25 protein-coding genes are annotated in these 26,412 nt (G+C 72.0%); 13 read left to right on the plus strand and 12 right to left on the minus strand.

All coding sequences use genetic code 11. The features are described from left to right. Window positions 1-852: a GDSL-type esterase/lipase family protein gene (locus FB453_RS17090; protein WP_112584653.1), complete on the minus strand. Its 852-nt coding sequence runs from the start codon at window positions 850-852 to the stop codon at window positions 1-3. 119 nt (window positions 853-971) lie between these two features. Beyond that, window positions 972-1,565 (minus strand): antibiotic biosynthesis monooxygenase, encoded by a 594-nt coding sequence (locus tag FB453_RS17095; protein ID WP_145791446.1) that lies wholly within the window; start codon window positions 1,563-1,565, stop codon window positions 972-974. A 122-nt stretch (window positions 1,566-1,687) separates the two neighbouring features. Between FB453_RS17095 and FB453_RS17100 the strand changes: the two genes are divergently transcribed. Genes FB453_RS17100 through FB453_RS17120 form a run of 5 tightly spaced genes read left to right on the plus strand, consistent with a single transcriptional unit; the run spans window position 1,688 to window position 6,257 of the window. Then, window positions 1,688-1,951 carry a DUF6343 family protein gene (locus tag FB453_RS17100; protein ID WP_091401582.1) on the plus strand — a complete coding sequence of 88 codons (264 nt, stop codon included), beginning with the start codon at window positions 1,688-1,690 and terminating at the stop codon, window positions 1,949-1,951. A 12-nt stretch (window positions 1,952-1,963) separates the two neighbouring features. Continuing rightward, window positions 1,964-3,379: an NADP-dependent succinic semialdehyde dehydrogenase gene (locus FB453_RS17105; RefSeq protein WP_112623118.1), complete on the plus strand. Its 1,416-nt coding sequence runs from the start codon at window positions 1,964-1,966 to the stop codon at window positions 3,377-3,379. 52 nt (window positions 3,380-3,431) lie between these two features. Then, window positions 3,432-4,397 carry a TIGR03885 family FMN-dependent LLM class oxidoreductase gene (locus tag FB453_RS17110; RefSeq protein WP_145791448.1) on the plus strand — a complete coding sequence of 322 codons (966 nt, stop codon included), beginning with the start codon at window positions 3,432-3,434 and terminating at the stop codon, window positions 4,395-4,397. A gap of 31 nt (window positions 4,398-4,428) precedes the next feature. After that, entirely contained in the window at window positions 4,429-6,000 is a 1,572-nt protein-coding gene (locus tag FB453_RS17115) for a Na+/H+ antiporter (protein WP_145791450.1), read from the plus strand. Next, the gene (locus FB453_RS17120) at window positions 5,997-6,257 is read left to right on the plus strand and encodes a UBP-type zinc finger domain-containing protein (protein ID WP_145791453.1); all 261 of its coding nucleotides are present in this window, start codon (window positions 5,997-5,999) and stop codon (window positions 6,255-6,257) included. The genes FB453_RS17115 and FB453_RS17120 overlap by 4 nt, the downstream gene beginning before the upstream one ends. 3 nt (window positions 6,258-6,260) lie before the next feature. Here FB453_RS17120 and FB453_RS17125 read toward each other — a convergent pair whose 3' ends face one another. Beyond that, window positions 6,261-7,514: an MFS transporter gene (locus FB453_RS17125; protein WP_145791455.1), complete on the minus strand. Its 1,254-nt coding sequence runs from the start codon at window positions 7,512-7,514 to the stop codon at window positions 6,261-6,263. 191 nt (window positions 7,515-7,705) lie between these two features. After that, window positions 7,706-8,956: an HNH endonuclease signature motif containing protein gene (locus tag FB453_RS17130; protein WP_145791457.1), complete on the minus strand. Its 1,251-nt coding sequence runs from the start codon at window positions 8,954-8,956 to the stop codon at window positions 7,706-7,708. Window positions 8,957-9,319: 363 nt separating this feature from the next. On the opposite strand from FB453_RS17130, the gene FB453_RS17135 reads away from it, so the two are divergent. Continuing rightward, window positions 9,320-9,976, plus strand: a complete 657-nt coding sequence (locus FB453_RS17135; protein WP_145791459.1) for an HAD family hydrolase — start codon at window positions 9,320-9,322, stop codon at window positions 9,974-9,976. 64 nt (window positions 9,977-10,040) lie between these two features. Here the strand turns inward: FB453_RS17135 and FB453_RS17140 are convergent, their stop codons facing one another. Beyond that, on the minus strand, window positions 10,041-12,650 hold the full coding sequence (locus FB453_RS17140; RefSeq protein WP_145791461.1) for a glycoside hydrolase family 9 protein: 2,610 nt from the start codon (window positions 12,648-12,650) through the stop codon (window positions 10,041-10,043). Between the two features lie 276 nt (window positions 12,651-12,926). Between FB453_RS17140 and FB453_RS17145 the strand changes: the two genes are divergently transcribed. Then, on the plus strand, window positions 12,927-13,652 hold the full coding sequence (locus FB453_RS17145) for a PP2C family protein-serine/threonine phosphatase (protein WP_112583436.1): 726 nt from the start codon (window positions 12,927-12,929) through the stop codon (window positions 13,650-13,652). 8 nt (window positions 13,653-13,660) lie between these two features. On the opposite strand, the gene hrpB is transcribed toward FB453_RS17145, so the two are convergent. Genes hrpB through FB453_RS17160 form a run of 3 tightly spaced genes read right to left on the minus strand, consistent with a single transcriptional unit; the run spans window position 13,661 to window position 17,296 of the window. Next, window positions 13,661-16,201: an ATP-dependent helicase HrpB gene (gene hrpB, locus FB453_RS17150; protein ID WP_145791464.1), complete on the minus strand. Its 2,541-nt coding sequence runs from the start codon at window positions 16,199-16,201 to the stop codon at window positions 13,661-13,663. A 28-nt stretch (window positions 16,202-16,229) separates the two neighbouring features. Continuing rightward, on the minus strand, window positions 16,230-16,430 hold the full coding sequence (locus tag FB453_RS17155; RefSeq protein ID WP_112583435.1) for a DUF397 domain-containing protein: 201 nt from the start codon (window positions 16,428-16,430) through the stop codon (window positions 16,230-16,232). Between the two features lie 41 nt (window positions 16,431-16,471). Beyond that, window positions 16,472-17,296: a helix-turn-helix domain-containing protein gene (locus tag FB453_RS17160; RefSeq protein WP_486480318.1), complete on the minus strand. Its 825-nt coding sequence runs from the start codon at window positions 17,294-17,296 to the stop codon at window positions 16,472-16,474. 183 nt (window positions 17,297-17,479) lie between these two features. On the opposite strand from FB453_RS17160, the gene FB453_RS17165 reads away from it, so the two are divergent. The 3 genes from FB453_RS17165 to FB453_RS17175 are packed head-to-tail and all read left to right on the plus strand — an operon-like array spanning window position 17,480 to window position 20,251. Next, window positions 17,480-18,106, plus strand: a complete 627-nt coding sequence (locus FB453_RS17165; RefSeq protein ID WP_145791467.1) for a GOLPH3/VPS74 family protein — start codon at window positions 17,480-17,482, stop codon at window positions 18,104-18,106. A gap of 46 nt (window positions 18,107-18,152) precedes the next feature. Further along, window positions 18,153-19,664 (plus strand): APC family permease, encoded by a 1,512-nt coding sequence (locus tag FB453_RS17170; protein ID WP_145791469.1) that lies wholly within the window; start codon window positions 18,153-18,155, stop codon window positions 19,662-19,664. Then, window positions 19,661-20,251, plus strand: coding sequence for a GNAT family N-acetyltransferase (locus FB453_RS17175; RefSeq protein ID WP_112583432.1), 591 nt, complete (start codon window positions 19,661-19,663; stop codon window positions 20,249-20,251). The genes FB453_RS17170 and FB453_RS17175 overlap by 4 nt, the downstream gene beginning before the upstream one ends. Before the next feature lie 114 nt (window positions 20,252-20,365). On the opposite strand, the gene FB453_RS17180 is transcribed toward FB453_RS17175, so the two are convergent. After that, complete coding sequence (locus FB453_RS17180) at window positions 20,366-21,190, minus strand: SigB/SigF/SigG family RNA polymerase sigma factor (protein ID WP_091401616.1); 825 nt, start codon at window positions 21,188-21,190, stop codon at window positions 20,366-20,368. Between the two features lie 389 nt (window positions 21,191-21,579). Between FB453_RS17180 and FB453_RS17185 the strand changes: the two genes are divergently transcribed. Next, on the plus strand, window positions 21,580-22,329 hold the full coding sequence (locus FB453_RS17185) for a hypothetical protein (RefSeq protein ID WP_112583453.1): 750 nt from the start codon (window positions 21,580-21,582) through the stop codon (window positions 22,327-22,329). Here the strand turns inward: FB453_RS17185 and FB453_RS17190 are convergent. After that, window positions 22,278-23,867, minus strand: coding sequence for a phospholipase D-like domain-containing protein (locus tag FB453_RS17190; RefSeq protein WP_145791471.1), 1,590 nt, complete (start codon window positions 23,865-23,867; stop codon window positions 22,278-22,280). The genes FB453_RS17185 and FB453_RS17190 overlap by 52 nt on opposite strands. A gap of 133 nt (window positions 23,868-24,000) precedes the next feature. Here FB453_RS17190 and FB453_RS34920 point away from each other — a divergent pair, with 133 nt between their 5' ends. After that, window positions 24,001-24,129, plus strand: coding sequence for a hypothetical protein (locus FB453_RS34920; RefSeq protein WP_486480312.1), 129 nt, complete (start codon window positions 24,001-24,003; stop codon window positions 24,127-24,129). 64 nt (window positions 24,130-24,193) lie between these two features. On the opposite strand, the gene FB453_RS17195 is transcribed toward FB453_RS34920, so the two are convergent. After that, complete coding sequence (locus tag FB453_RS17195; RefSeq protein ID WP_112678032.1) at window positions 24,194-25,180, minus strand: pirin family protein; 987 nt, start codon at window positions 25,178-25,180, stop codon at window positions 24,194-24,196. A 10-nt stretch (window positions 25,181-25,190) separates the two neighbouring features. Then, window positions 25,191-25,673, minus strand: a complete 483-nt coding sequence (locus FB453_RS17200) for a MarR family winged helix-turn-helix transcriptional regulator (protein ID WP_112583452.1) — start codon at window positions 25,671-25,673, stop codon at window positions 25,191-25,193. 157 nt (window positions 25,674-25,830) lie between these two features. Between FB453_RS17200 and FB453_RS17205 the strand changes: the two genes are divergently transcribed. Further along, the gene (locus FB453_RS17205; protein ID WP_145791473.1) at window positions 25,831-26,364 is read left to right on the plus strand and encodes a GNAT family N-acetyltransferase; all 534 of its coding nucleotides are present in this window, start codon (window positions 25,831-25,833) and stop codon (window positions 26,362-26,364) included. The last annotated feature ends 48 nt before the right edge of the window (window positions 26,365-26,412 follow it).

Raw genomic sequence — 26,412 nt, forward strand, 5'->3', positions numbered from 1 at the left:
TCAGCTGGCCAGGCCAGAGGAGCGCCAGGTCACCTCGGCGATGCGGCCCTGACCGGTGGCGTTGGGGTGGAACCAGTCCAGCGGGTTGAGCAGGTCCAGGGTGAACCGGACCTTGTGCAACGCGCCGCCGTCGTGCCGGCACCGTGATCCGTACGCCCGGCAGGCCGCCTTCAACTCGGCGTTGTACGCGTCGATCCGGTCCCGGACGGCGGCCCGGCGCGCCCGGTCGGCGGGTGCGGTCGAGGTCGCGTCGGCCAGCAGGGCCGGGCAGATGCCCCGCCGCCACGCGCGGGTCGCCCGGGCGTCGTCGTGCCCGACCTCCCAGAGCCGGTACAGGTCGGGGATGCTCACCACCAGCACCCGGGCCTTCGGCCGGCCGGTCCGCAGGACCCGCAGCCCCCGGTCGACGTCGGCCCGGAACTGGGCCACCGGCGTCATCGCGTCCACCCCACCCCGGCAGACGTCGTTGGCGCCGATCAGCACTGTGACGTAGTCGGCGCGGTCGCGTACCGCCGCCTGGGCCTGACCCGCCAGGGCGTCCGCGCGGGCGCCGGGACGGGCATGGTTGTACGTCCGGTCGCGGATCGCCGCATTCTGTTCGAGCAGCCGCCGGTAGTGGCTCTGCACCCGCAGCCCGTCCCCGGTCGACCAGGAGTTGCGCTCGCAGGAGGTGAGCACCAGGCAGGAGGCGAAGCCGGTGCTGATCGAGTCGCCGAGGGCGGCGATGCCGCCCGGCCCGCTCGACGGCGGGGCGCTCGTGGTGGGACGGGGTTCCGCGGAGTTGCCGCCCTCGCACGCCAGCGCGACCAGCGCCGCGAGACAGGCCAGCGCGGCGACCCAGCGTCGAGGCATGACGTCTCCCGTTCCCGCAGCACAGAGCGACAGCGCGGTAACTCTATGCGCAGGATGTGGTTTGCCGGGAAGTTGCTGTCGGGTATGCGGCAGAGTGCCGACGCGGAAGCTGTGGGGTGCTATGCGTCCCGCCACGGTGCCCGCTGACCGTGCAGCCACCAGTGCAACGCCCGGGTGATCCGGGGCAGCACCAGATAGGTCATCAGCGGGGTCAGGCAGAGCGTCATCAGCAGCACCCGGGCCGCCAGCGGCACCGCGTCGAGGAAGCGGCTCGTCAGCACTGTGGCGGTCAGGCTCAGGGGGAAGAACGCCAGCCAGATGGTCACCGCCTGCTTCCAGCGGGGCGGCGACGCGGGCGAGGCCGGCTCCACCGGGTCCACCGAGTGCTCCAGCGGCCTGTCGAACCAGCCCTCGATCCCGGTACGCCGCTCGACACGGGTGTGCTCGACGATGCCCTGCGCCGAGCTGAGCCACCAGTGCCGCTGCGGCGACTCCTCCCACCGGCGCAGCGTCTCGGCGTCGGCGAAGCGGTAGAGCATGTGCCACTCCGGCGAACCGGGGCCGCTCTGCACCCAGCCGGCGCCGAGGAAACCGGGGAACGCCTCGGCCAGCGCCGTGCCGGCCCGCATCCAGGCGACCATCTCGCTGGCCCGGCCGGGATCGACGCGGCGGGCGATGGAGACGGTCACCGGCACGGCGAGGGTCATTGACATGCGCCCATCCTGCGGTCGACGAGGCCGCGGCGCGAACGGATGTGCCGGAGCACACCGGCGAGTGCGGGTGTGCGGGCGCGCGGTACCGGTTAATCCGGCCGATCGGGGGTAGGTCGGTGGGTATGACGAGATCGCAGCCCCGGCGTGCCCGTGGCACGGTCGGCCACGCGAACAGCGCGTTGAACCTTCGGCTCACCCTCGCCAGCTTCGGGCTGGTGATCATGGTGCTCTTCGCGGTGCTGGCGTTCTGGGCCGGTATCGCCTGGCTCGGCGTGCTCTGCGCGATCTTCGCCGTGGTCGCCGTGGTCGACCTGGTCGTGATCCAGCGCCGCCGCGCCGCCCGCCGCCGCGAGGAGCCGGGCGTACGACACTCGTTGTTCGAGTGACAGGAGGACGGAATGCCCCACATCGCCACCACCAACCCCGCCACCGGACAGGTGCTCAAGACCTATGAGGCGATGTCCACCGAGCAACTCGACGACGCCATCGAGCGCACCGACCTCGCGTTCCACCAGCTGCGGGCGACGACCGTCGATCAGCGCGCCCAGTGGATGAACGCCGCGGCCGACCTGCTGGACGCCGAGCGCGACGAGATCGCCCGGATCATGACCACGGAGATGGGCAAGACGTACGTCGCGGCGCAGGCCGAGGTGACCAAGTGCGCCACCGCCGCCCGCTTCTACGCCGACAAGGCCCCCGCGTTCCTCGCCGACGAGCCCGCCGACGCCGACGCCGTGAAGGCCACCCGGGCGTTCATCCGCTATCAGCCGATCGGCGTGGTGCTCGCGGTGATGCCGTGGAACTTCCCGCTCTGGCAGGTGATGCGGTTCGCCGCCCCGGCGCTGATGGCCGGCAACACCGGCCTGCTCAAGCACGCCTCGAACGTGCCGCAGACCGCGCTGCTGCTGGAGGACGTGTTCCGGCGAGCCGGCTTCCCCGAGGGGGCCTTCACCACGGTGCTGGTCGACTCGGAGGCCGTCGACCACATCCTCAGCGACCCCCGGGTTCGCGCCGCGACGCTCACCGGCAGCGAGCCCGCCGGCCGGTCCATCGCCCAGATCGCCGGGCGGGAGCTGAAGAAGACAGTCCTCGAACTCGGCGGCAGCGACCCCTTCGTGGTGATGCCCTCGGCCGACGTGGACCGGGCCGCCGAGGTCGCCACCACCGCCCGCTGCCAGAACAACGGCCAGTCCTGCATCGCCGCGAAGCGGTTCATCGTGCACACCGACGTGTTCGACGCCTTCGCCGAGAAGTTCGCCGCCAACATGGCCGCGCTGCGCGTCGGCGATCCGATGGACCCGAACACCGACGTCGGGCCGCTGGCCAGCGAGCGTGGCCGCGACGAGGTGCACGCCCAGGTCCGCGACGCGGTGGACAACGGCGCGACAGTGCTCTGCGGCGGCGAGCCGCCGAGCGGCGACGGCTGGTTCTACCCGCCGACAGTGGTCACCGACCTCACCCCGCAGATGCGGATGTGGTCCGAGGAGGTCTTCGGCCCGGTGGCCGGCCTGTTCCGGGTCTCGTCGTACGAGGAGGCGATCGAGGTCGCCAACGGCACCAGCTTCGGGCTCGGCTCGAACGCCTGGACCCGGGACCCGGCCGAGCAGGAGCGCTTCGCCACCGACCTGGACGCCGGCAACGTCTTCATCAACGGGATGACCACCTCGTACCCCGAATTGCCGTTCGGCGGTGTGAAGAACTCCGGGTACGGGCGGGAGCTGTCGGCGCTGGGCATGCGGGAGTTCTGCAACACCAAGACGGTCTGGGTGGGCGAGGGCGCCGCCTCGGCCGGCGCCGGCGCGCACGCCGAGTAGTTCGGGGCGCGGCACGCGTCAGCCGGTGCCGTCGTGGGTAGGAAGTGTGCCCATGACGTCGTTCGGGTTTCACGCCTCGCATGAGCAGATCGGTCCACGCGCCCTGTTGGAGGCGGTGATCCACGCCGAGCGGGTCGGCTTCGACGCCGCCATGTGCTCCGACCACTTCTCGCCGTGGAGCGCGCGGCAGGGCGAGTCCGGCTTCGCCTGGTCCTGGCTGGGCTCGGCGTTGCAGGCCACCGGCATGCCGTTCGGCGTGGTCAACGCGCCCGGCCAGCGGTACCACCCGGCGATCATCGCGCAGGCGATCGGCACCCTCGGTGCGATGTACCCGGGCCGGTTCTGGGCGGCCCTGGGCACCGGCGAGGCCAGCAACGAGCACATCACCGGCGACCCGTGGCCGCGCAAGGACGTACGCAGCGCCCGGCTGCGCGAGTGCGTGGACGTGATCCGGGCCCTGTTGGCCGGCGAGGAGGTCAGCCACGACGGCCTGGTCCGGGTGGATCGGGCCCGGCTGTGGACCCGCCCCGAGCAGCCGCCCGCGCTGGTCGGCGCCGCCGTCAGCGTGGCCACCGCCCGCTGGTGCGCCGAATGGGCGGACGGGCTGATCACCGTGAACGCCCCGGTGGCGCACCTGCGCGAGATGATCGAGGCGTACCGGGACGCGGGCGGACGTGGGCCGCTGCACCTCCAGGTGCACGTCTCCTGGGCGCCGGAGCAGGCCCAGGCCGAGGCGCTCGCGTACGACCAGTGGCGCAGCAATGTCTTCGCCCCGCCGGTCTGCTGGGACCTGGAGACCGTCGAACACTTCGACGTGGTCTCCGCCGACGTGCCGGTGCAGCGCGTCGCCGAGGTGGTGAACGTGTCGGCGGACCTCGGTCGGCATGTCGGCTGGCTGGAGGAGTACGTGGAACTCGGCTTCGACCAGATCGCCCTGCACCACGTCGGGCAGGAGCAGCGCGGCTTCATCGACGCGTTCGGGGCGGAGGTGCTGCCGAAGCTGCGCCCGGGCGGCTGATCGAACAGGCGTACCCCTAGGCTCGTACCCCATGGAAAGCCTGTTTCCGGTCGTCGTCTTCCTGGCGATCGCCACCCTGGGCGCCGCGTTGGCCCGCCGGCTCGGTCTGCTCGCGCCGATCGTGCTGGTCGTCTTCGGCCTGGCGCTCTCGTTCGTGCCAGGCTTCCCGCAGATCGAACTCGACCCGGAGTTGGTGCTGGTCGGCATCCTGCCGCCGCTGCTCTACGTGGCCGCGCTGGAGACTTCGGTGCCGGCGTTCAAGAACAACATCCGGCCGATCCTGCTGCTCGCGGTCGGCCTGGTGTTGTTCACCGCGTTCGTGGTCGGGTTGGTGTTGCACCTGCTGTTGCCGCAACTGCCGTTCGCGATCTGCCTGGCCCTCGGCGCGGTGGTCGCCCCACCGGACGCCGTGGCTGCCACGGCCGTCGCCCGTCGGGTCGGGCTGCCCCGCCGGGTCGTCACCATCCTGGAGGGCGAGAGCCTGGTCAACGACGCGACCGCGCTGGTGCTGCTGCGGGTCGCGACGATGGCCACCGTCGGCTCGGCCGTCGGCGCCGACAAGATCGCCATCGAGGTGCTGCGGTCCACCGGCGGCGGCATCCTGATCGGGGCGCTCGGGGCGCTGGTGTTCGGTTTCCTGCATCGGCGGATCACCGACCCGCTGCTGGACAACGCGCTGTCGCTGATCATCCCGTTCGCTGTGGTGTTCACCGCCGAACACCTGCACGCCTCCGGTGTGGTCGCCGTTGTCGTCACCGGCCTGGTGCTCGGGCACAAGCTGCCCCAGCTGCTGTCCGCGGCGTCCCGGTTGCAGATCGGCGCGTTCTGGCGGCTGGTCCGTTTCCTGCTGGAGGGCCTGGTCTTCCTGCTGGTCGGGCTGCAACTGCGGGAGGTGCTGCGCGATCTCGACGAGCCGATCGGCTCGCTCATCCTGATCACCTTCGCGGTGCTCGGCACCGTCTTCCTGACCCGGTTCGTCTGGCTTTTCCCGGCCACCTACCTGGCCCGGTTGGTGCCCCGGGTCCGCCGCCGTGACGCTCGGCCGTCACCGAAGTTCCCGATCATCATCGGCTGGGCCGGAATGCGGGGCGTGGTGACCCTGGCCGCCGCGCTGGCCCTGCCGCTGACCCTGGCCGATGACGAGCCGTACCCCAGGGCGTTGCTCATCTGGCTGGCCTTCGCCGTGATCGTTTTCACCCTGGTCGGCCAGGGCGCCACCCTGCCGCTGGTCGCCCGTAGGTTGAAACTGCCGCCGGACGACCCGGTGCAGGACGCGCTCTCCGCGGCCGCCGTGCAGCAGCAGGCCAGCAGGGCCGCCCAGGACCGTCTCGACGAATTGGCCGCCACCGCACCGGATGCGGTGGTGGACCGGCTGCGCCGAGCGGTGGAGGACCGCACCAACATGGCGTGGGAACGACTCGGCGGCGACGAGCGGGAGACCCCGTCGCAGGCGTACGGTCGGCTGCGGCAGGAGATGATCGACGCCGAGCGGGATGTGTTCCGGGCGGCCCGGGACTCCGGCCGGATCCCTGAGGAAGTGTTGGTGCAGGCCTACCGTGACCTGGACCTGGAAGAGTCGTTGCTGCGAGAGGTTGAGAAGTGAGCTGTCAGCACCTGACCGAGGCCGGTGCCGCCGCCGAGCCGCGTACCCCCGACGAGTGCGCGGACTGCGTCGCCATCGGCGACACCTACTGGGTGCACCTGCGTACCTGCCTGAGCTGCGGGCAGGTCGGCTGCTGTGACTCGTCGCCGAACCAGCACGCGAGCAAGCACTTCGCGTCCACCGGCCACCCGGTGATCCGCTCGGCGCAGCCGGGCGAGGCCTGGCGCTGGTGCTTCGTCGACGAGGAGATCGGCTGACGGTCAGCCCGGGTGCGGTGACCGGTCGGCACGGTCGGCCAGGGCGCGTCGGGTGAGCGGTGGCACGGCGAAGCCGGTGAGCGCGAGCAACCCCGCCAGCGCCAGCCAGCCGACTGGGCCGCCGTCGATGATCAACCAGGTCAGCAGGGCCGGGCCCGCCGCACGGACCAGCCCGGCGAGCAGTCCGTCGACCCCCTGGTAGGCGCCGAGGGCGTCCGGTGCGGCGAGGTCGTAGGCCAGCGTCGCCCCGGCCCCTGCGTGCCACAGGTCGCCCAAGGTGTAGATCACCGTCGCGCCCAGCAGCAGGCCGACCGCCACCGTGGTGGGCACGACGGCGCTCGCGGCCCAGAGCAGCATCCCGGCCGCGAGCACCAACCCCGCCCGGCGCATCGTCGTCGCCGCCGACACCGCGTGCCGGGCGCTCCCGCTGAGCCGTACGGCGAGCAGCACGGTGAGCAGTGTGTTGACCAGTAGGAGGGCGGAGACTGTCGCCAGGGGCGCATCGGTGTGCGCCACCACCCACAGCGGCAGCACCAGCGTCAACGCCACGTGGTGTACGGAGAGCACCGCCGAGGCCCCGGCGACCGCGAGGAACGGCCCGTCGCGCAGCGCCCGGCCGGCTCTCTGACGCAAGGGCCGCCGGGCCGGCGGGTACGCCGGGAGTCGCATGATCAGCGCCGCCGAGACCAGATAGGTGGCGACGTTGCCGAGCACCAGCAGTCGGTACGCCCACCCGGTGTCCACCACCAGCGCGAACGCGGCCAGCCCTGCACCGAGCGCCACGCCCAGGTTGGCCACCGCGCGCAGGGTGGCAAAGGCGTGCACCCGGCCCTGCGGGCCGCCCACCGCGGCGACCAGCGCGGCGCGGACGGCGAGGTTGCCGGAGATCAGCAGAGCGTCCAGTGTGGCCACCAGCAGAAAGACCGGGAAAGATTCGACCAGCAAGTACGCGGCGGCGACGGCGGCCTGCGCTAGTTGCAGGACGGCGCGGAGGCTCCGCGGGTCACACTGGTCGGCGAGCCCGCCGAGCGGCACGCTGGCAGTGAGCCCGACCAGGCCGGCGAGAGTGAGCCCGACCCCCACCTCCGTCGGGGTCAGGCCCACGGCGCGGGTGAGGAAGAGCGCCGCACCCGTTACCCAGAGCCCGGTGCCAATCGTGTTGGCGAGGGTGGCCAACGACAGGGTGCGTAGCCGACCGGGCGGCGGCAGCGGCGACAGCGACCGCCAGCGGTCACGAACCTCCGCCGTGGTACCCATTCACCGACCCTAGAGCCGCCGCCTGCTCGTCGATGCCCCGCGTAGTGCGGTGCCAGTCACATTCCGTGGCGAGGCCGATGTGGGGTGGGCTCAGCACAAAGATCTTCTCCACCAGGTAGACCATCACCATGCCGCCCTAGCCACGGCGGCCCGTCACCTCCTGATCGGCAGGACACACGATCTTGGGTAGGTCACGTCCGCCGGTGGTACTGGTTGCGGCGGGGGAGCCGCTCGGGGTCGAGCCAGGCCGGCGGAACGAATTCGGGGTGACCGTCGCCGCCGAGCCGGACGGTCCACTCACCACTGTGGACGTGTCGGTGATGGTGGCCGCAGAGCAACACGGCGTTGGTCAGGCTGGTGCTGCCGCCGTCGGCCCAGTGCCGGATGTGGTGGGCGTCGCACCAGCGGGGTGGGCGGTCGCAGCCCGGGAAGGCGCAGCCGCGGTCGCGCAGGACCAGAGCGCGTCGCAGGGGACCGGTGATGAGCCGGCGTTGCCTGCCCACGTCGAGCGTCTGGCCGCTGCCGCCAAGGACGGCGGGCAGGATCGCGGCGTCGCAGGCGAGGCGGCGGACCGTCTCCGGCGTGAGTTGTGGGCCCGTGTCGAGAGTGCCGGCGCCGAGCCGCCGGGCCAACGTCTCGAAGCTGGTGGTGACGACGAGCTGGGCGGGTTCGCCGCCGTGCTCGGGCAGCTCACCGGTGCGCAGGGCAAGCCGGCAGAGGTCGGCGAAAGCGTCGTGCCGGCGTTGCCCGGGAGAACGCGGATCGTCTGGGCCGGACGGTGCGGTCATTGGGTCGATCGCGGCGCGCAGCAGACCGGCCGCCTCGCCGTCGAGGATGCCGGACAGTCGCAGTCGGCCGTCCCGCAGCTCGGACAGCGTCACATGGCGGTCTCGGCAGGCTCGGCGGGCCTCGGCCTCCATCGCCGCCTTGGCGGCGGAATCGGCGACCTCTGGGGCGACGTGGTCGAGGATCCGGGTGCCCAGCTTGCGCAGCAGGGCTGGCTCGAACTGCCCGGCCCACTCGACCAGGACGCCCACCGCCTTCTCGGCAGCCTCGGCGCCAGCGGCCGCGTGCACTGTGCTGACCGTGTCGGCGATGACCCGGACCTGCTCCACGTCGACCGCTCCGCCGGCCAGCGCGTCCCGCACACCGGCCGGGGCGGCATCGAGCGTCGCGGCCAGCTCGACCAGACGGCGGGCGGCACCAACCCCGAGGCGCAGCCGGTCCCGTAGCCACACGGCCGTCGAGGACGCGCCCTGCGCGGTCGCGGTGCCTCGACCGTCCAGCTCCCGCACGAGGGCCAACTTGACCATGGCCAGGCGTTGTTCGAGCCGGTGCGCGGCGTCGAGTGCCGCGACGAGGTCGTGCTCCGGAAGAGCCCACGCCGACGCGTCAACGCAGCCGGCGACTGCCGCCTCCGCCTGCGCCAGCCCCTCCAACATGGAACGAGAATAGAACAGGTGTACGACAGTTTCAGAGCGCACGGTTCGGCACGGGCCGGGCGCACGGAGCGGTCCTCGCGCCGGCGGCATTCGGCTCACTCGGGGGCGCGTCCGATCCATCGGTTTTGCTGCCGCGCCCGGTGAATCGTTTGCGTCATCAGCTCGACAGCGCCAGCCGGAGGCACGCTCGCCCCGAACGCTCCTGCGGAGCGGCACACCGCCGCCTGCCCTCGATCACATGGTGGTCAGTAGCGGAAGTCGCGGTGTTCCAGCTGCTCACCATCAAGTGATCATGGAGTCCTGGTGGCGGGTCGTGCCGCTGCCTATGATCCACCGACAACGCGACAGTGACGGGGGATGCACGTGATCAACGCGATTTTCTTCGATGTCGGCGGGACGATTCTCGACGAGTCCCACGAGTTCGCCGCCTGGGCCGACTGGCTCGGCGTTCCACGGCACACGTTCTCGGCGGTCTTCGGTGCGGTGATCGCCCGGGGCCTGGACTATCAGGAGACGTTCCGGGCCTTCCGGCCGGACTTCGATCTCGCGGTCGAGTTGGAGCGCCGCGCGGCCGCCGGTCAGCCGGAGTCGTTCGGCGAAGAGGACCTCTACCCGGACGCGCGACCGTGCCTGACCTCGTTGCGGGAGCAGGGCCTGGTGGTGGGCCTGGCCGGCAACCAGCCAGCGCACGCCGAGTCGACCCTTCGGGCGCTCGACCTACCTGTCGACCTGATCGGCACGTCGCACGGTTGGGGAGTGGCGAAGCCCTCACCGGCCTTCTTCGAGCGGGTCGTTCGCGAGGGCGGCGGTGACGCGTCGTCGATTCTGTACGTCGGCGACCGACCCGACAACGACGCCCGCCCGGCTCAGGAGGCCGGGATGAAGACGTGCCTGATCCGGCGCTCACCGTGGGGTCACATCCTCGACATGCCGGCCGTGTCCGAACGGTGCCTGTTCCGGATCGACTCGCTGGACGAACTCTCCACTCTGGTCGCGAAGCACAACGCGGCCGGCGGTTAGCCCGCCGGCCGCGTGATCATGCGAGCATGGTGGCCGCCCGGAGAGGGCGGCCACCAGCAGTGGGTCAGGAGAGGCTGCAGGCTCCGCCGTTGACCGTGATCAGGCCGGGAGCGGGGTTGGCGCCGCCGCCTGTCGTCGCGTTGAAGCCGAACGTCACAGTGCCGCCAGGTGCGATCTTGGCGTTGTACGACTCGTTGCGCGCGGTCACCGTCGCGCCGGCCTGGGCGACCTTCGCCAGCCAGGCCTCGCGTACCCGCTGGTCACCGGTGAACGCGAATCGCACGCTCCAGCCGTTGACGGTCGTGGCGCCCGTGTTCTGGATGGTCAGCTGCCCGGTGAACCCGGTGCCGCCCTGCCAGGCGCCGTAGTTGGCGTAGCGCGCCGTGCAGGTGGTGGCCGGCACCGCGCCGGCGTCACCCTGGTCGGCCAGGAACGAGGAGATCCAGGCCAGCGCCGAGTTCCAGTTGATCGCCACCTCGTTGGTCGAGTACGAGTTGATGTCGTCGACGTAGCAGAACATCGGCTCGCAGCCGGCGAGCAGTTGTGCCACGAACGGGTCCTGGAGGGCCGCATTCGGGCCACCGGCGAGGGAGCCGGCGGGCGGTCGGGGCAGGTTCGGGTCGAGCTGGTGGCCGAAGATCCGGCTGTGCTGGTTCTGCGCGGCGTGCTCGCCCCAGCCGGTGACGTAGGAGATGTTCAGGGCGTTGCGACCGAGGATGTAGTCCATCGCCTGCACGGCGCCGTCGCGGTAGACGGGGTTGCGGGTCAGGTCGAAGGCGGTGGCCAGCACGACGGCGTTGTTGATGACGTTGCTGTTGCCGCCCCAGAAGTAGCTGTTGGCGTCACCGGGCATCGGCAGCCCGTACGCCTGCCGGCGCAGCTCGGCGAGGTACGTGTCGGCGGCGGCGGTGACCGAGGCGCGGACCCGGGCCAGGTCGGCGGCGGGTAGCCCGTTCGGCACGGTGGCCAGGTCAAGGCGGCCCAGCGCGGCCACGCTCTGCCAGCCGAAGCCCCGTGCGTCGAACACGTTCCCGGTGTGGTGCGGCGAGGCGGTCAGGTCGGCCAGGTAGTTCTGCGCCCCGGTGGTCAGGTACAGCTCGGCCGCCGCCCAGTAGAACTCGTCGGTGACGTTGCTGTCGTCGTACGCGCCGCCGCCGGTGCCGTCGGTCGGGCTGGCGTACACCGCCGGGTGGGCCTTGGCCGCGGCGTAGGCGGTCTTCGCGGCGGTGCCGCAGCGGGTCGCGAACGCCGCGTCGTAGGGGGCGAAGAGCCGGGCGCACTGGGCGGCGGTGGCGGCCAGGTTGAGGGTGGCCGCGGTCGACGGCGGGTGCAGCTCGCGCGGCTGCGGGTCGTCCTGCGGCGAGAGGGGCAGTCCGGTCCAGTTCTGATCGTGGATCTTGTGGTGGACCATGCCGGCGAGCGGCTTGCCGGCGGGCACCTGCATGCGCAGCAGGAACTCCAGCTCCCAGCGGGCCTCGTCGAGGATGTCCGGCACCCCGTTGTCGCGCTCGGGCACCCGCAGCGTGCTGTCGGCGAGTTCCGCGCCGCCGTTGGCGGTGGCCGCCGTCTTGGTCCGCTCGAAGGTGTTCAGCAGCTGGTAGGTGGCGATGCCGCCGTTGACCACGTACTTGCCGTGGTCGCCGGCGTCGTACCAACCGCCGCGCACGTCGAGGGAGTAGTCGCAGACACCCGGCTGGCAGGGCACGTTGGTGTCGCCCTGGTTGGGGGCGACGCCGAGGTGGCCGGCGGGTCGGGCGTACTCGTCGCCGATCAGGTCACCGTCGATGGCGATGCCGCTGCGCTGGGCGTAGAAGAACTGCAACGAGTCGGAACGCAGCTGGTCGTAGAGAGCGCCGGAGATGTCGAACGGGTGGCTGGTCTCGCCGTCCACGGTGAGCGTGAGCCCGGTGCCGGGGGTGCGGTAGCTGGAGAAGTCGACAGTCTGCACGTTCTGCCCGGAGGCGGCGTCGACACCGCGAGCGGTGGTGGTGCCACTGGCCACGACGGCGCCGGCGGCGTTGCGCAGCTGCCAGGGCAGCGCTTCGGTGGCCTCGGTGACGACAGTGGCGTTCTTCGGGCCGCCGGGGAGGTAGCCGACCTGGTTGACGCGCACGCGTGGCCCGGTGTCCGGCTCGTACGGCTCGGGCGGCTCGCCGCCGCGCAGCGAGACGTCGTCCAGGCAGATGGTCTGCGCCTGGGCGGAACCGCCGACCTGGAAGATCAGTTGGGCGCTGGGGTTGTCGTCCGGGACGGTGAAGGTCTGCTCGACCCGCTGGAGGGTGCCGGTCGCGGTGGCGTCCACTGCCGCGTACGTGGTGTACGGGGCGCTGCCGAGCTGCAGCACGGCCTTGACCGCGGCGCCGGGGGTGGCGGAGACCGCGAAGCCGAGGGTGTATTCGGCGCCGGCGATCAGCGGTACGCCGTCCTGGCCGATGCCGGCGTCCCACGGGTTGGCCAGCCCGCCCGCGACGGTGGTGCAGAGCTGGCCGTCGGTGACCGCCAGCGCGCCGGTGCCGAAGGAGAACCAGGGGCTGACTCCGGCGCTGAAGTCGCCGTTGTCGATCTGCTCGGGGGCGTCCGGTGGTGGGTCGGCGTGGGCCGCGCCGGCGCCCGCGCCGGTGAGGGCCAGAGTGGTCGCCGCAGCCAACAGGAGGCGGCGTCGGGATGGCGTCACGGGGAGTCCTTCCGGGACGGAAAGTGGGACGTTGGTGGTGGCACTGTGATGCGGAGGTAACCTGGGAGCGCTCCCAGGTATCGGCTCGATGTTTCCAGTGCCGGGTACGCCATGTCAATTGATCTGGTTGGATGGGTTTCAGCATCCGACGAGGGCGGTCAGCCCGAGCGGCGCCTCCCGACGCGCCGCCACCCGGACGTGAGATTGGCCGCGCCACGCGCCGTCGTCCTGATCTCCTAGAGACAACTGCGCCCTTCGCCTGGCAGGCTGCCTCCCATGACCCTGAAGCTGCGTTCCGTGGGAACGAGCGACCGTGGGCTGATCCGCAGCGGAAACCAGGACGCCCTGCACGCCGGCACCTGGCTCGTCGCCGTCGCCGACGGCATGGGCGGAATGGCCGCCGGCGACCTGGCCAGCGCCCTCACCATCGACGCGGTCGCCCCGCTGGACGTGGAGACACCCGAGGACGCCCTGGTGGCCGCGCTCGAAGGTGGCATCGCACTGGCCACCTCCCGGATCCGACAGGCGGTCGCCGAGGATCCCGAGCGCCAGGGCATGGGCACCACGCTGACCGCCCTGCTCTTCGCCCGTACCGGCAGCTGCCTGGCACTCGCGCACGTCGGCGACTCCCGGGCCTACCTGTTCCGCGAGGGCGTGCTCAAGCAGGTCACCCGGGACGACACGTTCGTCCAGATGCTGGTGGATCAGGGCGTGATCACCGCGGACCAGGCCAGCAGCCACCCGCGCCGGGCCGTGGTCACCCAGGCGTTGCAGGGTGACGAGGTCTCCCCGTCGTACGCGACCATGGTGCCCCGGGCCGGCGACCGGTGGCTGCTGTGCAGCGACGGCCTCTCCAACGTGGTGCGTCCGGACACCCTCACCGAGGTGCTCAGCGGCTATCCGGACCGGGACGCCTGCGCCGCCAAGCTCATCGACCTGGCCCTGCACGCCGGCGCGCCGGACAACGTCACAGTCGTGGTGGCCGACGTCGTCGAGGAGTAGGCCGGCGCTCAGCGCCGACGTGGCGTGGCGTGCCGGGTGGGTGTCGCCGTTCCCGGATCCTCCGGCCACGGGTGCCGGGGATAGCGCCCGCGCAGCTCGGAGCGGACCTGCGGATAGCCGGTACGCCAGAACGACGCCAGGTCGGCGGTGACCGCCACCGGGCGGCCGGCGGGGGAGAGCAGGTGCAGCAGCACCGGCACCCGACCGTCGGCGATGCGGGGGGCCGCCGGCCAACCGAACGTCTCCTGGAGCTTCACGGCGAGCACCGGCGCGGCCGGGTCGCCGTAGTCCAGCCGGATCCGGGAACCACTCGGCACCTCGATCCGCTCCGGAGCCAGCTCGTCGAGGCGGGCGGCCTGCGCCCAGGGCAGCAGCCGACGCAGCGCCGACGGCACGTCCACTCGCGCCAGGTCGGCCCGGCGTCGTGCGGCGGCCAGCTCCGGGCCCAGCCAGGTCGGCGCGGCGTCGAGCAACGAGTCGTCGCCGACCTCCGGCCACGGCTCGCCCAGGTGCTGCCGGAGGAACGCGAGCCGCTCGCGCAGCGCCCGAGCCGCTGGCGTCCACGGCAACAGCCCCAGCCCGTCCTGGCGCAGGCCGGTCAGCAGCGCGGCGGCCACCTCCGCCCGGTCCGGCCGGTCCAGCCGCCGCTGGACCAGCTCGATCGCGCCCAGCCGGGTCACCTCCCGGGCCACCACGTCCCCGTCCGACCAGCCGACCTCGCGGCCGGTGCGCAGCAACGGGCCGGCCGCCTCCCGGGCCGTCGCCTCATCCACGGGGGAGGCCCGGCGGATGCGGGCCGACGGCGCGCCGGGGGTGCGGTCCGCGACCGCCACAGCCAGCCAGTCGGACCCGGTCAGCCCCGAGCCGGCCGCCAGCTCCGCGGCGGTCCCGCCGGTCATCAGGTACGCCGAACCGCCCTGCCGCCGCACCCGTGCCAACCGTTCCGGGTACGCCAGACCGACGAGCAGCCCGGCGGCGAGATCGTCGCTCAGTCCACCCGAGCCGGTGCGGCCGGCGGCGTCGGCGCGGCCCTTCGGCGGGGCGCCGGCAGGCAGCGCGGCGCGTAGCCGGCGTACCTCGGTGCGCCAACGGGCGGTTGCGCCCGCGTCCACGCCGGTGCGCAGCCGACGCCAACCGGCGACCAGATCATCACCGGGGCCGGCCGCGCTCTCCTCGGCGAGCAGGGCGACCACCTCGGCGGCCCGGTCGGCGCCGACCCGGCCGGCGCCGTCGAGCAGCGCCCGGGCCAGCCGTGGGTGCGCCCCGGCGGCGGCGATCGAGCGCCCCCGCGCGGTGATCCGACCGTCGGCGTCGACAGCGCCCAGGGTCTCCAGGGTGTCCCGGGCCACCGTCATCGCGGCTGCCGGCGGCGCGTCGGGCAACGCGAGCCCGACGCCGTCCGGTCGGCCCCAGGCGGCCAGCTCCAACGCGAAGCCGGTCAGGTCGGCGGTGGCGATCTCCGGCTCGGCACGGGCGGGCAGCCGCTCGTGGGTCGCCGCCGACCAGCAGCGGTAGACGTACCCGGGGGCCTCCCGGCCGGCCCGGCCGGCCCGCTGGGTGGCGGCGGCGCGGGAGACCGGCACGGTGACCAGCGCGCCCAGCCCACGGGCCAAATCGATCCGGGGCACCCGGGACAGCCCGGCGTCCACCACGATCCGTACGCCCGGGACGGTCAGACTGGTCTCGGCCAGCGCGGTGGCCAGCACCACCCGCCGCCGGTCCGCGCGACGCAGCGCGGCGTCCTGCTCGGTGCCGCGTTGACGGCCGTGCAGCGGCAGCAGCGCGACCGAGTCCCGCAGGTCGGCCAGCCTGCCGGTGACCGCCGCGATCTCGCCGGCCCCGGGCAGGAAGACGAGCACGTCGCCGTCGTGCTCGCGCAGCGCCCGCCGGACGGTGGCGGCCACGTGGTCGAGCAGGGCCCGGTCCACCGGCCCGGCCCCGGGCGGGGCGATCGGGCGCGCCGGGGGCATCCAGATCCGCTCCACCGGGTGCAACGCCGAGTCGGCCCGTACCACCGGGGCCGGGGTGTGCCCGCCCAGCAGCGCGGCGAACCGGTCGGTGTCCGGGGTCGCCGACATCGCCAGCAGCCACAGGTCCGGCCGGAGGGTGGCGCGCGCCTCCACGGTGAAGGCCAGCGCGAGGTCGGCGTCGAGTTGGCGTTCGTGGCACTCGTCGAGCAGCACGGCACCCGTGCCGGGCAGTTCCGGGTCGTGGTGCAGCCGGCGGACCAGCAGGCCTGTGGTGACCACCTCGATCCGGGTGGCCGGGCCGACCCGGCGCTCGCCGCGTACCGCGTAGCCGACCCGCTCACCGACCCGTTCGCCGAGCAGTTCGGCCATGCGCCGGGCAGCGGCACGGGCCGCCACCCGGCGGGGTTGGGCGATCACCACCCGACCGGTCACCCGGTCCGCCACGGCCAGCGGCGCGAGGGTGGTCTTGCCGGTGCCCGGCGGGGCCACCAGCACACCGGCGCCGGCCGCGTCGAGTGCCGCGACCAGCGCCGGCAGCACCGGACGGACCGGCAGGTCAACTGTTACGTCGGAGAGCACGGCCCAGTCTCGCACCGGGACGGGTGCGTCAGGAGCGACGGACCTCGCCGACGCCGAGCACGAAGGCCCGCCAGGCCGGCGCACCGAAGGCGAGCACCGGGCCGGAGCGGTCCTTGCTGTCCCGGACGGCGACCTGACCGTCGACTGTCGCGACCTCCACGCAGTTGCCGTTGCCGCTGCTGCGCGTGCTGGTGCGCCAGTCCGCTCGGGTCAGGTCGTACGCCGTCATCCGCGGTACCTCTCGTCTGCGTCGGCGTGCCGCAGAAGCGGTCACGCAAAGTTACGAGAAGCATGCTCAAGACGGGTCAACGACGCCGTCGGATCGAGCGCCATCCGGCACAGCTCCTCGTGCAAAAGGCTATACCCGAGCACATGATCGGCTTCCTCCAGAGCCAGTCCCATCGTGAGGTTATCCAGGTAAACAACGGACGCGTCGGCGGCGTCGGCGAAGTTGAGGATCACGTACGGGGTGCTCATGGCCGGATGCCCGCCAGCCGCGAATGGAAGTACCTGGATTGTCACGTTGGGTAGTTGCGCGATCCGACTCATGTGGACCAGCTGTTCGGCCATCACCGCGGCGCCGCCGACCGGGCGCAGGAGCACCGCCTCGTTGAGGATCACCGACAGATCGACAGGGTCCTCGCGGCGCAGCACCTCCTGTCGGCGCAGTCGGGCGGCGACCTTGCGCTCCAGACCGTCCTCGCCGGCGGTGCGCCGGAAGATCTCCCGGGCGTACGCCTCGGTCTGCAGCAGCCCGGGCACCGACTCGGCCTCGTACGTGCGCAGCGCCGCCGCCTCGGCCTCCAGCCCGACGTAGAACTCGAACCACTCGGGAAGCACGTCGCTGTAGTTCTGCCACCATCCGCGCTGCTGTGCCCCCCGGGCGATCTCGATCAGCGCCTCGGCATCCGAACCGGTCACCTCGTACAGCGCGAGAGCGGCCCGGACGTCGCGCGGTTTGATGCCGATCTGTGCGGTCTCGATCCGGGAGAGGTTGCTCTTCGACATGTCGAGCTGACGGGCGGCCACATCGAGGGTCATGCCCGCGCGTTCCCGAAGTTGGCGGAGTTCCCGGGCGATGCGGCGTCGCCGCACTGTCGGGCTGGCGGCGGGTCGGATGGCGGGAGTGGCGGTCACCGTCCGAGTCTGCCACGACAAGATCCGCAGGTCGCAGATGCACGGAGTGCAACTTTCAAATCTGGGAGTTGCGTTGCAGTAGCTGTCGGTGCATCCTTTCCCGGTCGCGATCACTGTGGACACACCTGTGCGGGAGGACCGTTGCTCATCGCCGACGAGTTCTTCCTCATCGCACACAACGACAGTCGCGGCAAGGCCAAACTGCACCCGGCGGCGACCGGACTCGGGCTGGCCGGCGGGCTCCTCGGCGAGCTGATCCTTTATGGACACATCACCGTCACGGCCGGGCAGATCACCGTCATCGACCGACGTCCGCCGGCCGATGCCCTGGCGCACACCGTGCTGGACCAGTTGGTCGGTGAGTCCCAGCACCGGGAGCTGCGCACCTGGCTGAGCTTCCTGGCGCAGAGCGCCACGACCTCGGTGGGGGAGCGGTTGGCCCGTGCCGGGGTGCTGCGCCGCCAGGAGAGTCGCCGGCTGCTGCGTACCACGGTCAGCTACCTGCCGATCGACCTCAACGCGGTGGCCTGGCCGGCCACCCGGCTACGGGCCCTGCTGGACCGGCCGGACCCACCGGGCGTGCCGGACGCCCTGCTGCTCGGCCTGGTCGTGGCCGCGGGGCTGACCCGCGAGGTGCTGTGGAGCGCCGGCCCCCGCGCGCACCACCGGTTGAACGTCCTCATCCCCGCGCTGCCGGCGCCACTCAAGGAACTCGTCGGGCACACCGAGGCCGCCGTCGGCGCCGCCGTGCTGCGCGGCGTCCCCTGATCCCCCGGTAACCCCCAACTCTCCCCTCGACAATCGGAGTAGTCGTATGCCCCCGACATCGACAGTCGACCGACCCAGCAACGTCTCCGAAGCCCTGGCCCGAGGCCGTCTCGGCATCCCCTCGGTGATCTTCTTCGTCCTCTCCGCCGCCGCGCCGCTGACCGTGGTGGCCGGCGTCGTCACCACCGGCTACGGCGTCATCGGGGTGACCGGCATCCCGCTGGCCTTCCTGCTGATCGCCGCGGTGCTCGCGCTCTTCTCGGTGGGCTACGTGGCGATGTCCCGCCGGGTGGAGAACGCCGGCGCCTTCTACGCCTACGTCTCCCGTGGCCTCGGCCGACCTGCCGGCGTGGGCGCCGCCTGGGTCGCGCTGATCGCGTACAACGCGTTGCAGGTCGGGCTGTACGGCACCATCGGCGTGGCGGCCGAACCGGTGCTCGACCGGCTCTTCGGCGGGCACCCACACTGGGCCGTCGTGGCCCTGGTGGCGTGGGCGTTGGTCGGCCTGCTCGGCCTGCTCCGGGTCGACCTCAACGGCATGGTCCTGGCCGCGCTGCTGGTCGCCGAGATCGTGGTGGTCCTCGTCTTCGACCTGGGACAACTCGGCAACCCGGCCGAGGGTGGGGTCAGCTTCGCCCCGTTCTCACCGGACAACCTCTTCGTGCCGGGGGTCGGCGCGGTGCTGGTGCTCGCCGTCCTCGGCTTCGTCGGCTTCGAGTCGGCGGTGGTCTTCAGCGAGGAGAGCAAGGACCCGAAGCGGACGGTGCCGCTGGCCACCTACCTCTCGGTGGCGATCATCGCCGGGCTGTACGCGCTGTCGTCCTGGACCATGACCGTCGCGGTCGGGCAGGACCAGATCGTCGCCGAGGCCGGGGAGCAGAGCGTCGGGCTCATCTTCAACCTGGCCGCCGCGCACCTCGGCGACACCGCGGTCACCATCGGGCAGGTGCTCTTCCTGACGTCGGTGCTCGCCGCGATGATCTCGTTCCACAACACCACGGCCCGCTACACCTTCGCGCTCGGGCGGGAACGCGTGCTGCCGGCGGTGTTCGGGCAGACCTCGGCCCGTACCGGGGCGCCGCGGGCCGCCTCGCTGGCGCAGAGCGTCCTCGGACTGCTGGTCATCCTGTTGTACGCGGTCAACGGCTGGGATCCGGTGGTCCAGCTCTTCTTCTGGGTCGGCACCACCGGCGGCTTCGGTGTCCTGCTGCTGATCGCCACCACCTCGGTGGCGGTGATCGCCTACTTCGCCCGCTCCGCCGGGGGCGAGAACCTCTGGCGACGGGCCATCGCGCCCGGCCTGGCCACCATCGCGCTCTTCGTGATCATCTGGTTGGCCGTGTCGAACTTCGCCAACCTGCTCGGTGTCGCGCCGGACTCGACGCTGCGCTGGGCGCTGCCCGCCGCGTACCCGGTGGCCGCCCTGCTGGGCATCGGCTGGGCCCTGCTGCTGCGCAGCAACCGCCCGGACACGTACGCCCGGATCGGCCTGGGGGCCGCGAGCGCCGCGGCGGCCGTCAAGCCGGAGGCGCCAGCCGCCGTGGAGGTGACCCGATGAGCGTGGTCATCGAGCAACTAGGGCCGGAGGAGACCACCCTCGTGGCGGGTCGGATCGCCGAGGCGTTCACCATCCTGGAGGTGACGTACTGGCTGGTCCCCGACCCGAGCAAGCGGGAGGCGGTACTGGCCGGCGACTTCGAGATCCTGGTCGGGCACGCGATGCGGCACGGCATCGTCCACGCCACCGCGGACCGGGCCTCGGTCGCGGTCTGGTTTCCGTCGGTCGGCCAGCCGGCGCCGCCGCCGGCGGACTACGACGCCCGACTGGCCGCCGCCTGCGGCGAGTGGACCGACCGTTTCCAGCACCTCGACGAGCTGTTCGCGGCGAACCACCCGCACCCGGACCACCACCACCTCGCGTTCCTGGCGACCCGGCCAGACCGGCAGGGGCAGGGCTTGGGGAGCGCGCTGATGCGCCACCATCACGCCTGGCTGGACGCCAACGGGATGCCGGCGTACCTGGAGGCGAGCAGCCCGCGCAGTCGGGACCTGTACGCGAAGCACGGCTACCTGGCCGGCGAGCCGTTCCGGGTGCCCGACGGAACGCCGTTCTGGCCGATGTGGCGCGAGCCGGTCGGGCACTGAGCCGGTTGGTTGACGCGACCAGCACGCCCCGTGGTCGCACTGTAACGCTCACGTGACAGCACGGACAGCACGGAGGGCCGGGTCCATGGACCCGGCCCTCCGTGCGTCAACCGGTCAGTACGTGCCGTCGAGCTGGCCGCGCAGCTTGGTCAGCGCGCGGGTCAGCAGCCGCGAGACGTGCATCTGCGAGACACCGATCTGGTCGGCGATCTGCGACTGGGTCAGGTTGCCGTAGAAGCGCAGCGTGAGGATCTTCTGCTCGCGCTCGTCGAGGGTGGCCAGCGCCGGGCCGAGGGCGACCCGCAGCTCAGCCAGCTCGAACTCGCTGTCCTCGCCGCCGAGCATGTCGCCCAGCTCGGTGGCGCGCTCGCCGTCGCCGGTCGGGGTGGACAGCGACACCGCGTTGTACGCGCGGGCGCCCTCCAGGCCCTCCAGCACCTCTTCCTCGGTGAGCTTGAGGTGCGCGGCGATGTCGGCGACCGTCGGCGAGCGGCCGAGGGTCTGCAGGAGCGAGCTGTTGGCGTCCGAGATGGCCAGCCGCAGCTCCTGGAGCCGGCGGGGCACCCGGATGTCCCAGGTGCGGTCCCGGAAGTGCCGCTTGAGCTCGCCGATGATGGTGGGGATCGCGTAACCGGCGAAGTCGACACCGCGCTCGGGGTCGAACTTGTCGATGGCCTTGATCAGGCCGATCGCGGCGGTCTGCGCCAGGTCGTCGTTCGGCTCGCCGCGCCCGCTGTAGCGGTGGGCCAGGTGGTTGGCGAGCGGCAGCCAGGCCTCGATCGCCCGGTCCCGCAGAGCGGCGCGCGACGGGTGGTTGGCGGGCAGCGCCGCCATCGCGTTGAGCAGATCGGCGGCGCTGTCGGTGAGAGCGCGCGGGTCGAGCTTGGTGGTGGCCTTGACGGCGGCGCTCGGCTGCTCGGTGATCGTTGGCGCGGTCATGGGTGGTCCTCCCTGCACCTCGTCCGCTGACGAAAAAGACGTGACGCTTTGGTTTAGCTTCCAATGGGCCGTTCGGGAGTCACCTTAACCTGATCGTCTCCCGGAAATCTAGCCGAAAGGTTGATGTACTTAAGGTGTGTCGAGCAAGAAAAGGGGCAAATGGCGCGGAAGTTAGGGTGGTTGTGAGGATCCTTACCCGTTGTCGTCGCTACGGTCCGCCGCCCGGTCCACCGCCCGGTCGGTCGGCCGGCTCGGCCGATCGGCCCACGGGTCGCGTCGACTGGTCAACATGAAATCCGACAAGTCGCCAGGAGTGTCGACTATCCGTCCTTGTCCCGCTGGTGGGACCGGCCGTAGCGTCGCGTGTACACACCCGGTTCGGAGGCACCGTGCTCGATCCAGCCGCTCCCCAGCTTGTCGTGAACAGTCGCACCCTCTACTTCAGCTGGCTGCCGGCGGATCCCGACGCGGTCGCCGCGCTGGTCCCGCCGGGGCTCTGCCCCCGCCCCGACCGGCAGGTCTTCCTCAACCAGTACATCGTCGACGACGAGACGCAGACCTCCGGCTTCGGCGCGTACTCGCTGACCTATCTCGGCGTCTCGCTGCTGGGCGTCGATGCGCCGGGCGGCCTCAACGCCGGTGGCTGGTGGACCCACTACGTGGCCTCCAGCCGGCTGGTCCGTGAGTACGCCCTCGCCCGCGGCGCCCCGGTGCTCGCCGGGCGCACCCGGATCGACGTGAACGGCGAGGACCTGGTCTCCGAGACGGAGATCGACGGCACGCCGTTGGTCCGGGCCCGGTGTCGGGTGGGGGAGACCGGTCATGTGATCAGCAGTGGGCACCACCGCTACTTCACCCGGCGCGACGGCCAGTTGCTCAGCTCGGCCTACCCCTTCGTCGCCGAGCCGGTCGCCCCGTTCGAGATCGAGTCGGTGGAGTTCCTCCAGCCCGGCCACCCGATGTACGCGCTGCGCCCGGCCAACCCGCTGACCATCGGCTTCGGCTACTACTCACCGCGCTCGTCGTTCGCCTACCCCGGCGGGCTGCACGTGCACGCGGTCGCCGCGCCGGAGCCGTCCCGACCGCGTCACCAGGTGCCGGCCAGCCTCGCCCGCAGCGGCCTGCCGTCCGGGTCGTAGACCAGCCGGTACATCGGCAGCGCCCAGGCCCGGGTGTACCACGGCAGCCGTTCGGGGCGGTGCGGGCGCAGCCGCCCGGGCGGCCGTTCTCCCACCTGGCCGTCGTCGTACCACTGCTGTAGCGCGTCGGCGGCGGCCGTGACGGCCGCGACGGCGTCCGCCGGGTCCAGCAGGTCGGCGTCGTCCGCGCCGTCCGGGTCGCGGTCCAGGTGCTCGCGCCACAGCCGCAGTCGCAGGTCCCGGGCGAAGCTCCGCGCGCCGTCGCCCCGCCCAGCGGGGTCGGTGGGCTCCCGCTGGTCGGGGGTGTCGTCGAGCACCGCGCAGGACAACTCGCTGTCGTGCGTCCAGGACCGCCGGTTGAAGTTGTCGCTGCCCACGCTGGCCCAGACGTCGTCGATCACGCAGACCTTCGCGTGTACGTAGACCGGGCCGCCGGCGTGGTTCTCCACGTCGAACACGTGCACCCGGTCCGGTGCGGCCTGCTCACACAGTGACAGCGCCTGCTCACGCCCGACCATGTTCGGCGGCAACGCCAGCCTGCCGTCCACGTCCGGGTGGCGGGGGACGACGGCGATCAGGTGCAGGTCCGGGTTGTCCCGCAGTGCGTGCGCGAACAGGTCCGCGACCTCGGCCGACCAGAGGTACTGATCCTCCAGGTAGATCAGCCGGCGGGCGCGGCGTACCGCCTTGGTGTAACCCCGGGCCACGGTCCGCTCCCCGTGCGGTGCGAACGAGTAGCGCGGGCGGACGGCGGGGTAGGTGCGCAGCACCTGGATCTGGTGCGGACCGCAGGGCGGCGGATCGGCCGGCTGTTCGGGCAGCGGGTCGGGGCGCAGGTCCGAGCCGCGCAGCCGGTCCCGCAGGTAGGCCACCGGGTTCTCCGAGTCCAGCGGCATCGGGTCGGTCCAGCGTTCCCGGAACAGGGTGTCCAAGGCGCCGACCACCGGACCGCGCACCGCGAGCTGCACGTCGTGCCAGGGCGGATTGGGTCCGTACCGGGGGGACATCTGCACCGGTTGCGGGTCGCCGTGGTGCGCGGCGTCGTCGCGGCGGCTGTGGCACAGGTCGATCCCGCCGGCGAAGGCGACGTCCCGCTCGGGCGCGCCCTGGTGCCGCAGCACCACGAGCTTCTGATGGTGCGAGCCGCCGCGCCGGACCCGTTGGTCCAGCAGCACCTCGCCACCGGCGGCCGAGATCGTCTCGCTGAGGTCGCGGTTCTCGGCCTCGCTGTACGCCAGGACGTCGAGGTGCGAGCGCCAGATCAACCCCTTGACCACCACACCGCGCTGCGCGGCCTGCGCGAAGAGCTGGGCCACTGTCGGACCGTCCGGGCGCAACCGCTGGTCCGGGTCACCCCGCCAGTCGGTGAAGAACAGGTGGTCGCCGGGGCCCAGGGCCTCGACCTCGTCGACCAGCCGGTCGAAGTACGCGGCACCGTGAATCAACGGCTCGGCGAGGTTTCCCGTGGTCCATACGGGTATGCCAGAGACCGGGTTGGCGCGTTCCTCAGCGGTGAGGAACCAGTCCTGCAACGGCACCGTCCAGCCCCCCTGGAGGTCGGCAACGTCCTCACGGTAGGACCCCCGACGCGGGTCCGCACGCCAGGCCCCCGACCGGTGACCTGGCCAACGCCATCAAAAGCGACGCGACAACAGCCGAGGAGGCCACACCATGCCCCGCAACACGACGAATCCCGTGACCGAGAACCGCGAGCCGGCGGTGGAGAGCGAACGGGGTGCGCTGGTAGCGGTGTTGGTGATGGTGATTCTGGGCGTCGCCGGGATTTTTGCGGTCTCCTGAGGCGGCGCCGACGCCCCCGGGGTGAACCGGACGCGTCGGCGCCGAACCCAGCGGTCGACAGTGGTCAGGGCCGGGTGCCCTGGCCGCCGGTGTGCGGGAGCCGCTCGGTGGGGATCACGCCGAGGCGGCCGGCCTGGAAGTCCTCGAATGCCTTGAGCAGCTCGTCCCGGGTGTTCATCACGAACGGGCCGTACTGTGCCACCGGCTCCCGGATCGGCTGACCACCCATGATGTAGAGGTCCAGTGCCGGGGTGTTGCTGTCCTGCGAGGTGTCGGCGCTGAACCGCAGCGCGTCACCCGGGCCGTGCACCGCGAGCTGGCCGGTACGCACCGGCCGCCGATCGGTGCCGACCGTGCCGCGACCGCCCAGCACGTACACCAGGGCGTTGAAGTCGGGCCGCCAGGGCAGGTCGACCTGCGCGCCCGGCTGCACTGTGACGTGCGTGATGGTGATCGGGGTGAAGGTCGAACCCGGGCCGCGGTGCCCGGCGACCTCGCCGGCGATGACCCGGATCAGCGCGCCGCCGTCGGGCGTGGTGAGCAGCGCCGACTCCCGACCCCGGATGTCCTGGTAGCGGGGCGGGTTCATCTTGGCCGAGCGGGGCAGGTTGACCCACAGTTGCGTGCCGTGGAAGAGCCCGCCGCTCATCACCAGGTGCTCCGGCGGCGCCTCGATGTGCAGCAGGCCGCTGCCCGCCGTCATCCACTGGGTGTCGCCGTCGGTGATGGTGCCGCCACCACCGTTGGAGTCCTGGTGGTCGAAGACGCCGTCGATGATGTACGTGACGGTCTCGAAGCCGCGGTGCGGGTGCCACGGGGTGCCCTTGGGCTCGCCCGGCGCGTAGTCGACCTCGCCCATCTGGTCGAGGTGGATGAACGGGTCCAGGTCGGTGGTCGACACCCCGGCGAAGGCGCGACGGACCGGGAAGCCCTCACCCTCGAAGCCGCTGGGCGCCGTGGTCACCGTGCGGACCGGGCGGATCGTGGCGGCCTCGTCGAGGCGGGGCAGGCGGGGCAGGACGAGAACGTTGTCGACGGTGATCGCGGGCATGTCGAGGCTCCTAGCGTGAGGCGGGGGTGGTCGAGCTGACCCGCGATGCCCGCAGGCGCTCGCCGAGCCGGTCGAAGACCCGGGTGAGGCAGGCGACCTCGGCATCGTCGAGGTCGTCCATGAGATGCGTGCGCACCGACGCCAGATGGTGGGGTGCGGCTTCCCGCAGGGCGAGCAGCCCGGCGGCGGTGAGCACCGCCTCGCTGCCGCGCCGGTCGTCCGGGCAGGGCTCCTTGCTGACCAGGCCACGACGCTGCATGGAGGAGACCTGGTAGGTGAGGCGGCTGGGCGAGAAGATCAACCGGCTGGCCAACTCGCCCATCCGTAGCCGCTGCCCCGGCGCCTCGGAGAGCAGGACCAGCACGTGGTAGTCGGCGAAGCTGAGGTCGCTGTCGACCCGCAGATCCTCTTCCAACTGCGTGTAGAGACGCTGGCTGGCCTCGATGTAGGCGCGCCAGGCGGCCTCTCGGGTGCTGTCCAGGCTCTCGGTCATGTCCACGACGATAGCACTCTTTCAAAATTTAAGTAATGTCGTTAAGCGTCGCCTGCGTCACTTCCTCACCCGCTGGCGGCTGGATCGTGCAGCTTTGAAGGAAACCCGCGTTAATCCGGCGGCGCGCAGGCCGCAGGTTGTGCCAGACTCCGGCCTCGTGGAACACGTGGAACTCTCCGCCGTCGACCTGTTGCTGCGCCCCTGGCGAGACGCGGACGCTCCGGCGGTGCGCGACGCCCTCCGGGACCCGGCGATCGCCCAGTGGAACCCGCAGGGCGGCGACCCGATCGACGACGAGGTCGCGCTGCTCTGGGTGCGTCGCCGGGCCGACTGGTCCACCGGCGGCCACGCCTCGCTGGCGGTCACCGCGGCGGCCGACGGCGAACTGCTCGGCTCGGTGTCGCTGCACCGCATCCACGATGGCGACGCGTCCATCGGCTACTGGACGGTGCCCGCGGCGAGGGGGCGTCAGGTGGCGGTGCGCGCCGTCGTCCGGCTCACCGAATGGGCATTCGCGGATCTCGGGCTGCACCGGGTGGAGTTGTGTCACGCGGTGGCCAACCCGGCGTCCTGCCGGGTCGCCGACCGTGCCGGCTACCCGGCCGAGGGGACCCTGCGGGAGTCGTACCGGTACGGCGACGGCCGCCGCTACGACGAGCACCTGCACGCCCGTCTGGCCACCGACCGTTAGCCGGAGGAGGACCGGGGCCCGAACACGCTCCGGCCCCGGCCGCGCAGG

Source organism: Micromonospora sp. CNZ322, from assembly GCF_007827755.1.

Bases quoted from the DNA above. Each gene is read 5' to 3' on its own strand.
- FB453_RS17090 (WP_112584653.1), bottom strand. From the start codon at position 852: ATGCCTCGACGCTGGGTCGCCGCGCTGGCCTGTCTCGCGGCGCTGGTC.
- FB453_RS17095 (WP_145791446.1), bottom strand. From the start codon at position 1,565: ATGTCAATGACCCTCGCCGTGCCGGTGACCGTCTCCATCGCCCGCCGC.
- FB453_RS17100 (WP_091401582.1), top strand. From the start codon at position 1,688: ATGACGAGATCGCAGCCCCGGCGTGCCCGTGGCACGGTCGGCCACGCG.
- FB453_RS17105 (WP_112623118.1), top strand. From the start codon at position 1,964: ATGCCCCACATCGCCACCACCAACCCCGCCACCGGACAGGTGCTCAAG.
- FB453_RS17110 (WP_145791448.1), top strand. From the start codon at position 3,432: ATGACGTCGTTCGGGTTTCACGCCTCGCATGAGCAGATCGGTCCACGC.
- FB453_RS17115 (WP_145791450.1), top strand. From the start codon at position 4,429: ATGGAAAGCCTGTTTCCGGTCGTCGTCTTCCTGGCGATCGCCACCCTG.
- FB453_RS17125 (WP_145791455.1), bottom strand. From the start codon at position 7,514: ATGGGTACCACGGCGGAGGTTCGTGACCGCTGGCGGTCGCTGTCGCCG.
- FB453_RS17130 (WP_145791457.1), bottom strand. From the start codon at position 8,956: ATGTTGGAGGGGCTGGCGCAGGCGGAGGCGGCAGTCGCCGGCTGCGTT.
- FB453_RS17145 (WP_112583436.1), top strand. From the start codon at position 12,927: ATGACCCTGAAGCTGCGTTCCGTGGGAACGAGCGACCGTGGGCTGATC.
- FB453_RS17155 (WP_112583435.1), bottom strand. From the start codon at position 16,430: ATGACGGCGTACGACCTGACCCGAGCGGACTGGCGCACCAGCACGCGC.
- FB453_RS17170 (WP_145791469.1), top strand. From the start codon at position 18,153: ATGCCCCCGACATCGACAGTCGACCGACCCAGCAACGTCTCCGAAGCC.
- FB453_RS17175 (WP_112583432.1), top strand. From the start codon at position 19,661: ATGAGCGTGGTCATCGAGCAACTAGGGCCGGAGGAGACCACCCTCGTG.
- FB453_RS17180 (WP_091401616.1), bottom strand. From the start codon at position 21,190: ATGACCGCGCCAACGATCACCGAGCAGCCGAGCGCCGCCGTCAAGGCC.
- FB453_RS34920 (WP_486480312.1), top strand. From the start codon at position 24,001: ATGCCCCGCAACACGACGAATCCCGTGACCGAGAACCGCGAGCCGGCG.
- FB453_RS17195 (WP_112678032.1), bottom strand. From the start codon at position 25,180: ATGCCCGCGATCACCGTCGACAACGTTCTCGTCCTGCCCCGCCTGCCC.
- FB453_RS17200 (WP_112583452.1), bottom strand. From the start codon at position 25,673: ATGACCGAGAGCCTGGACAGCACCCGAGAGGCCGCCTGGCGCGCCTAC.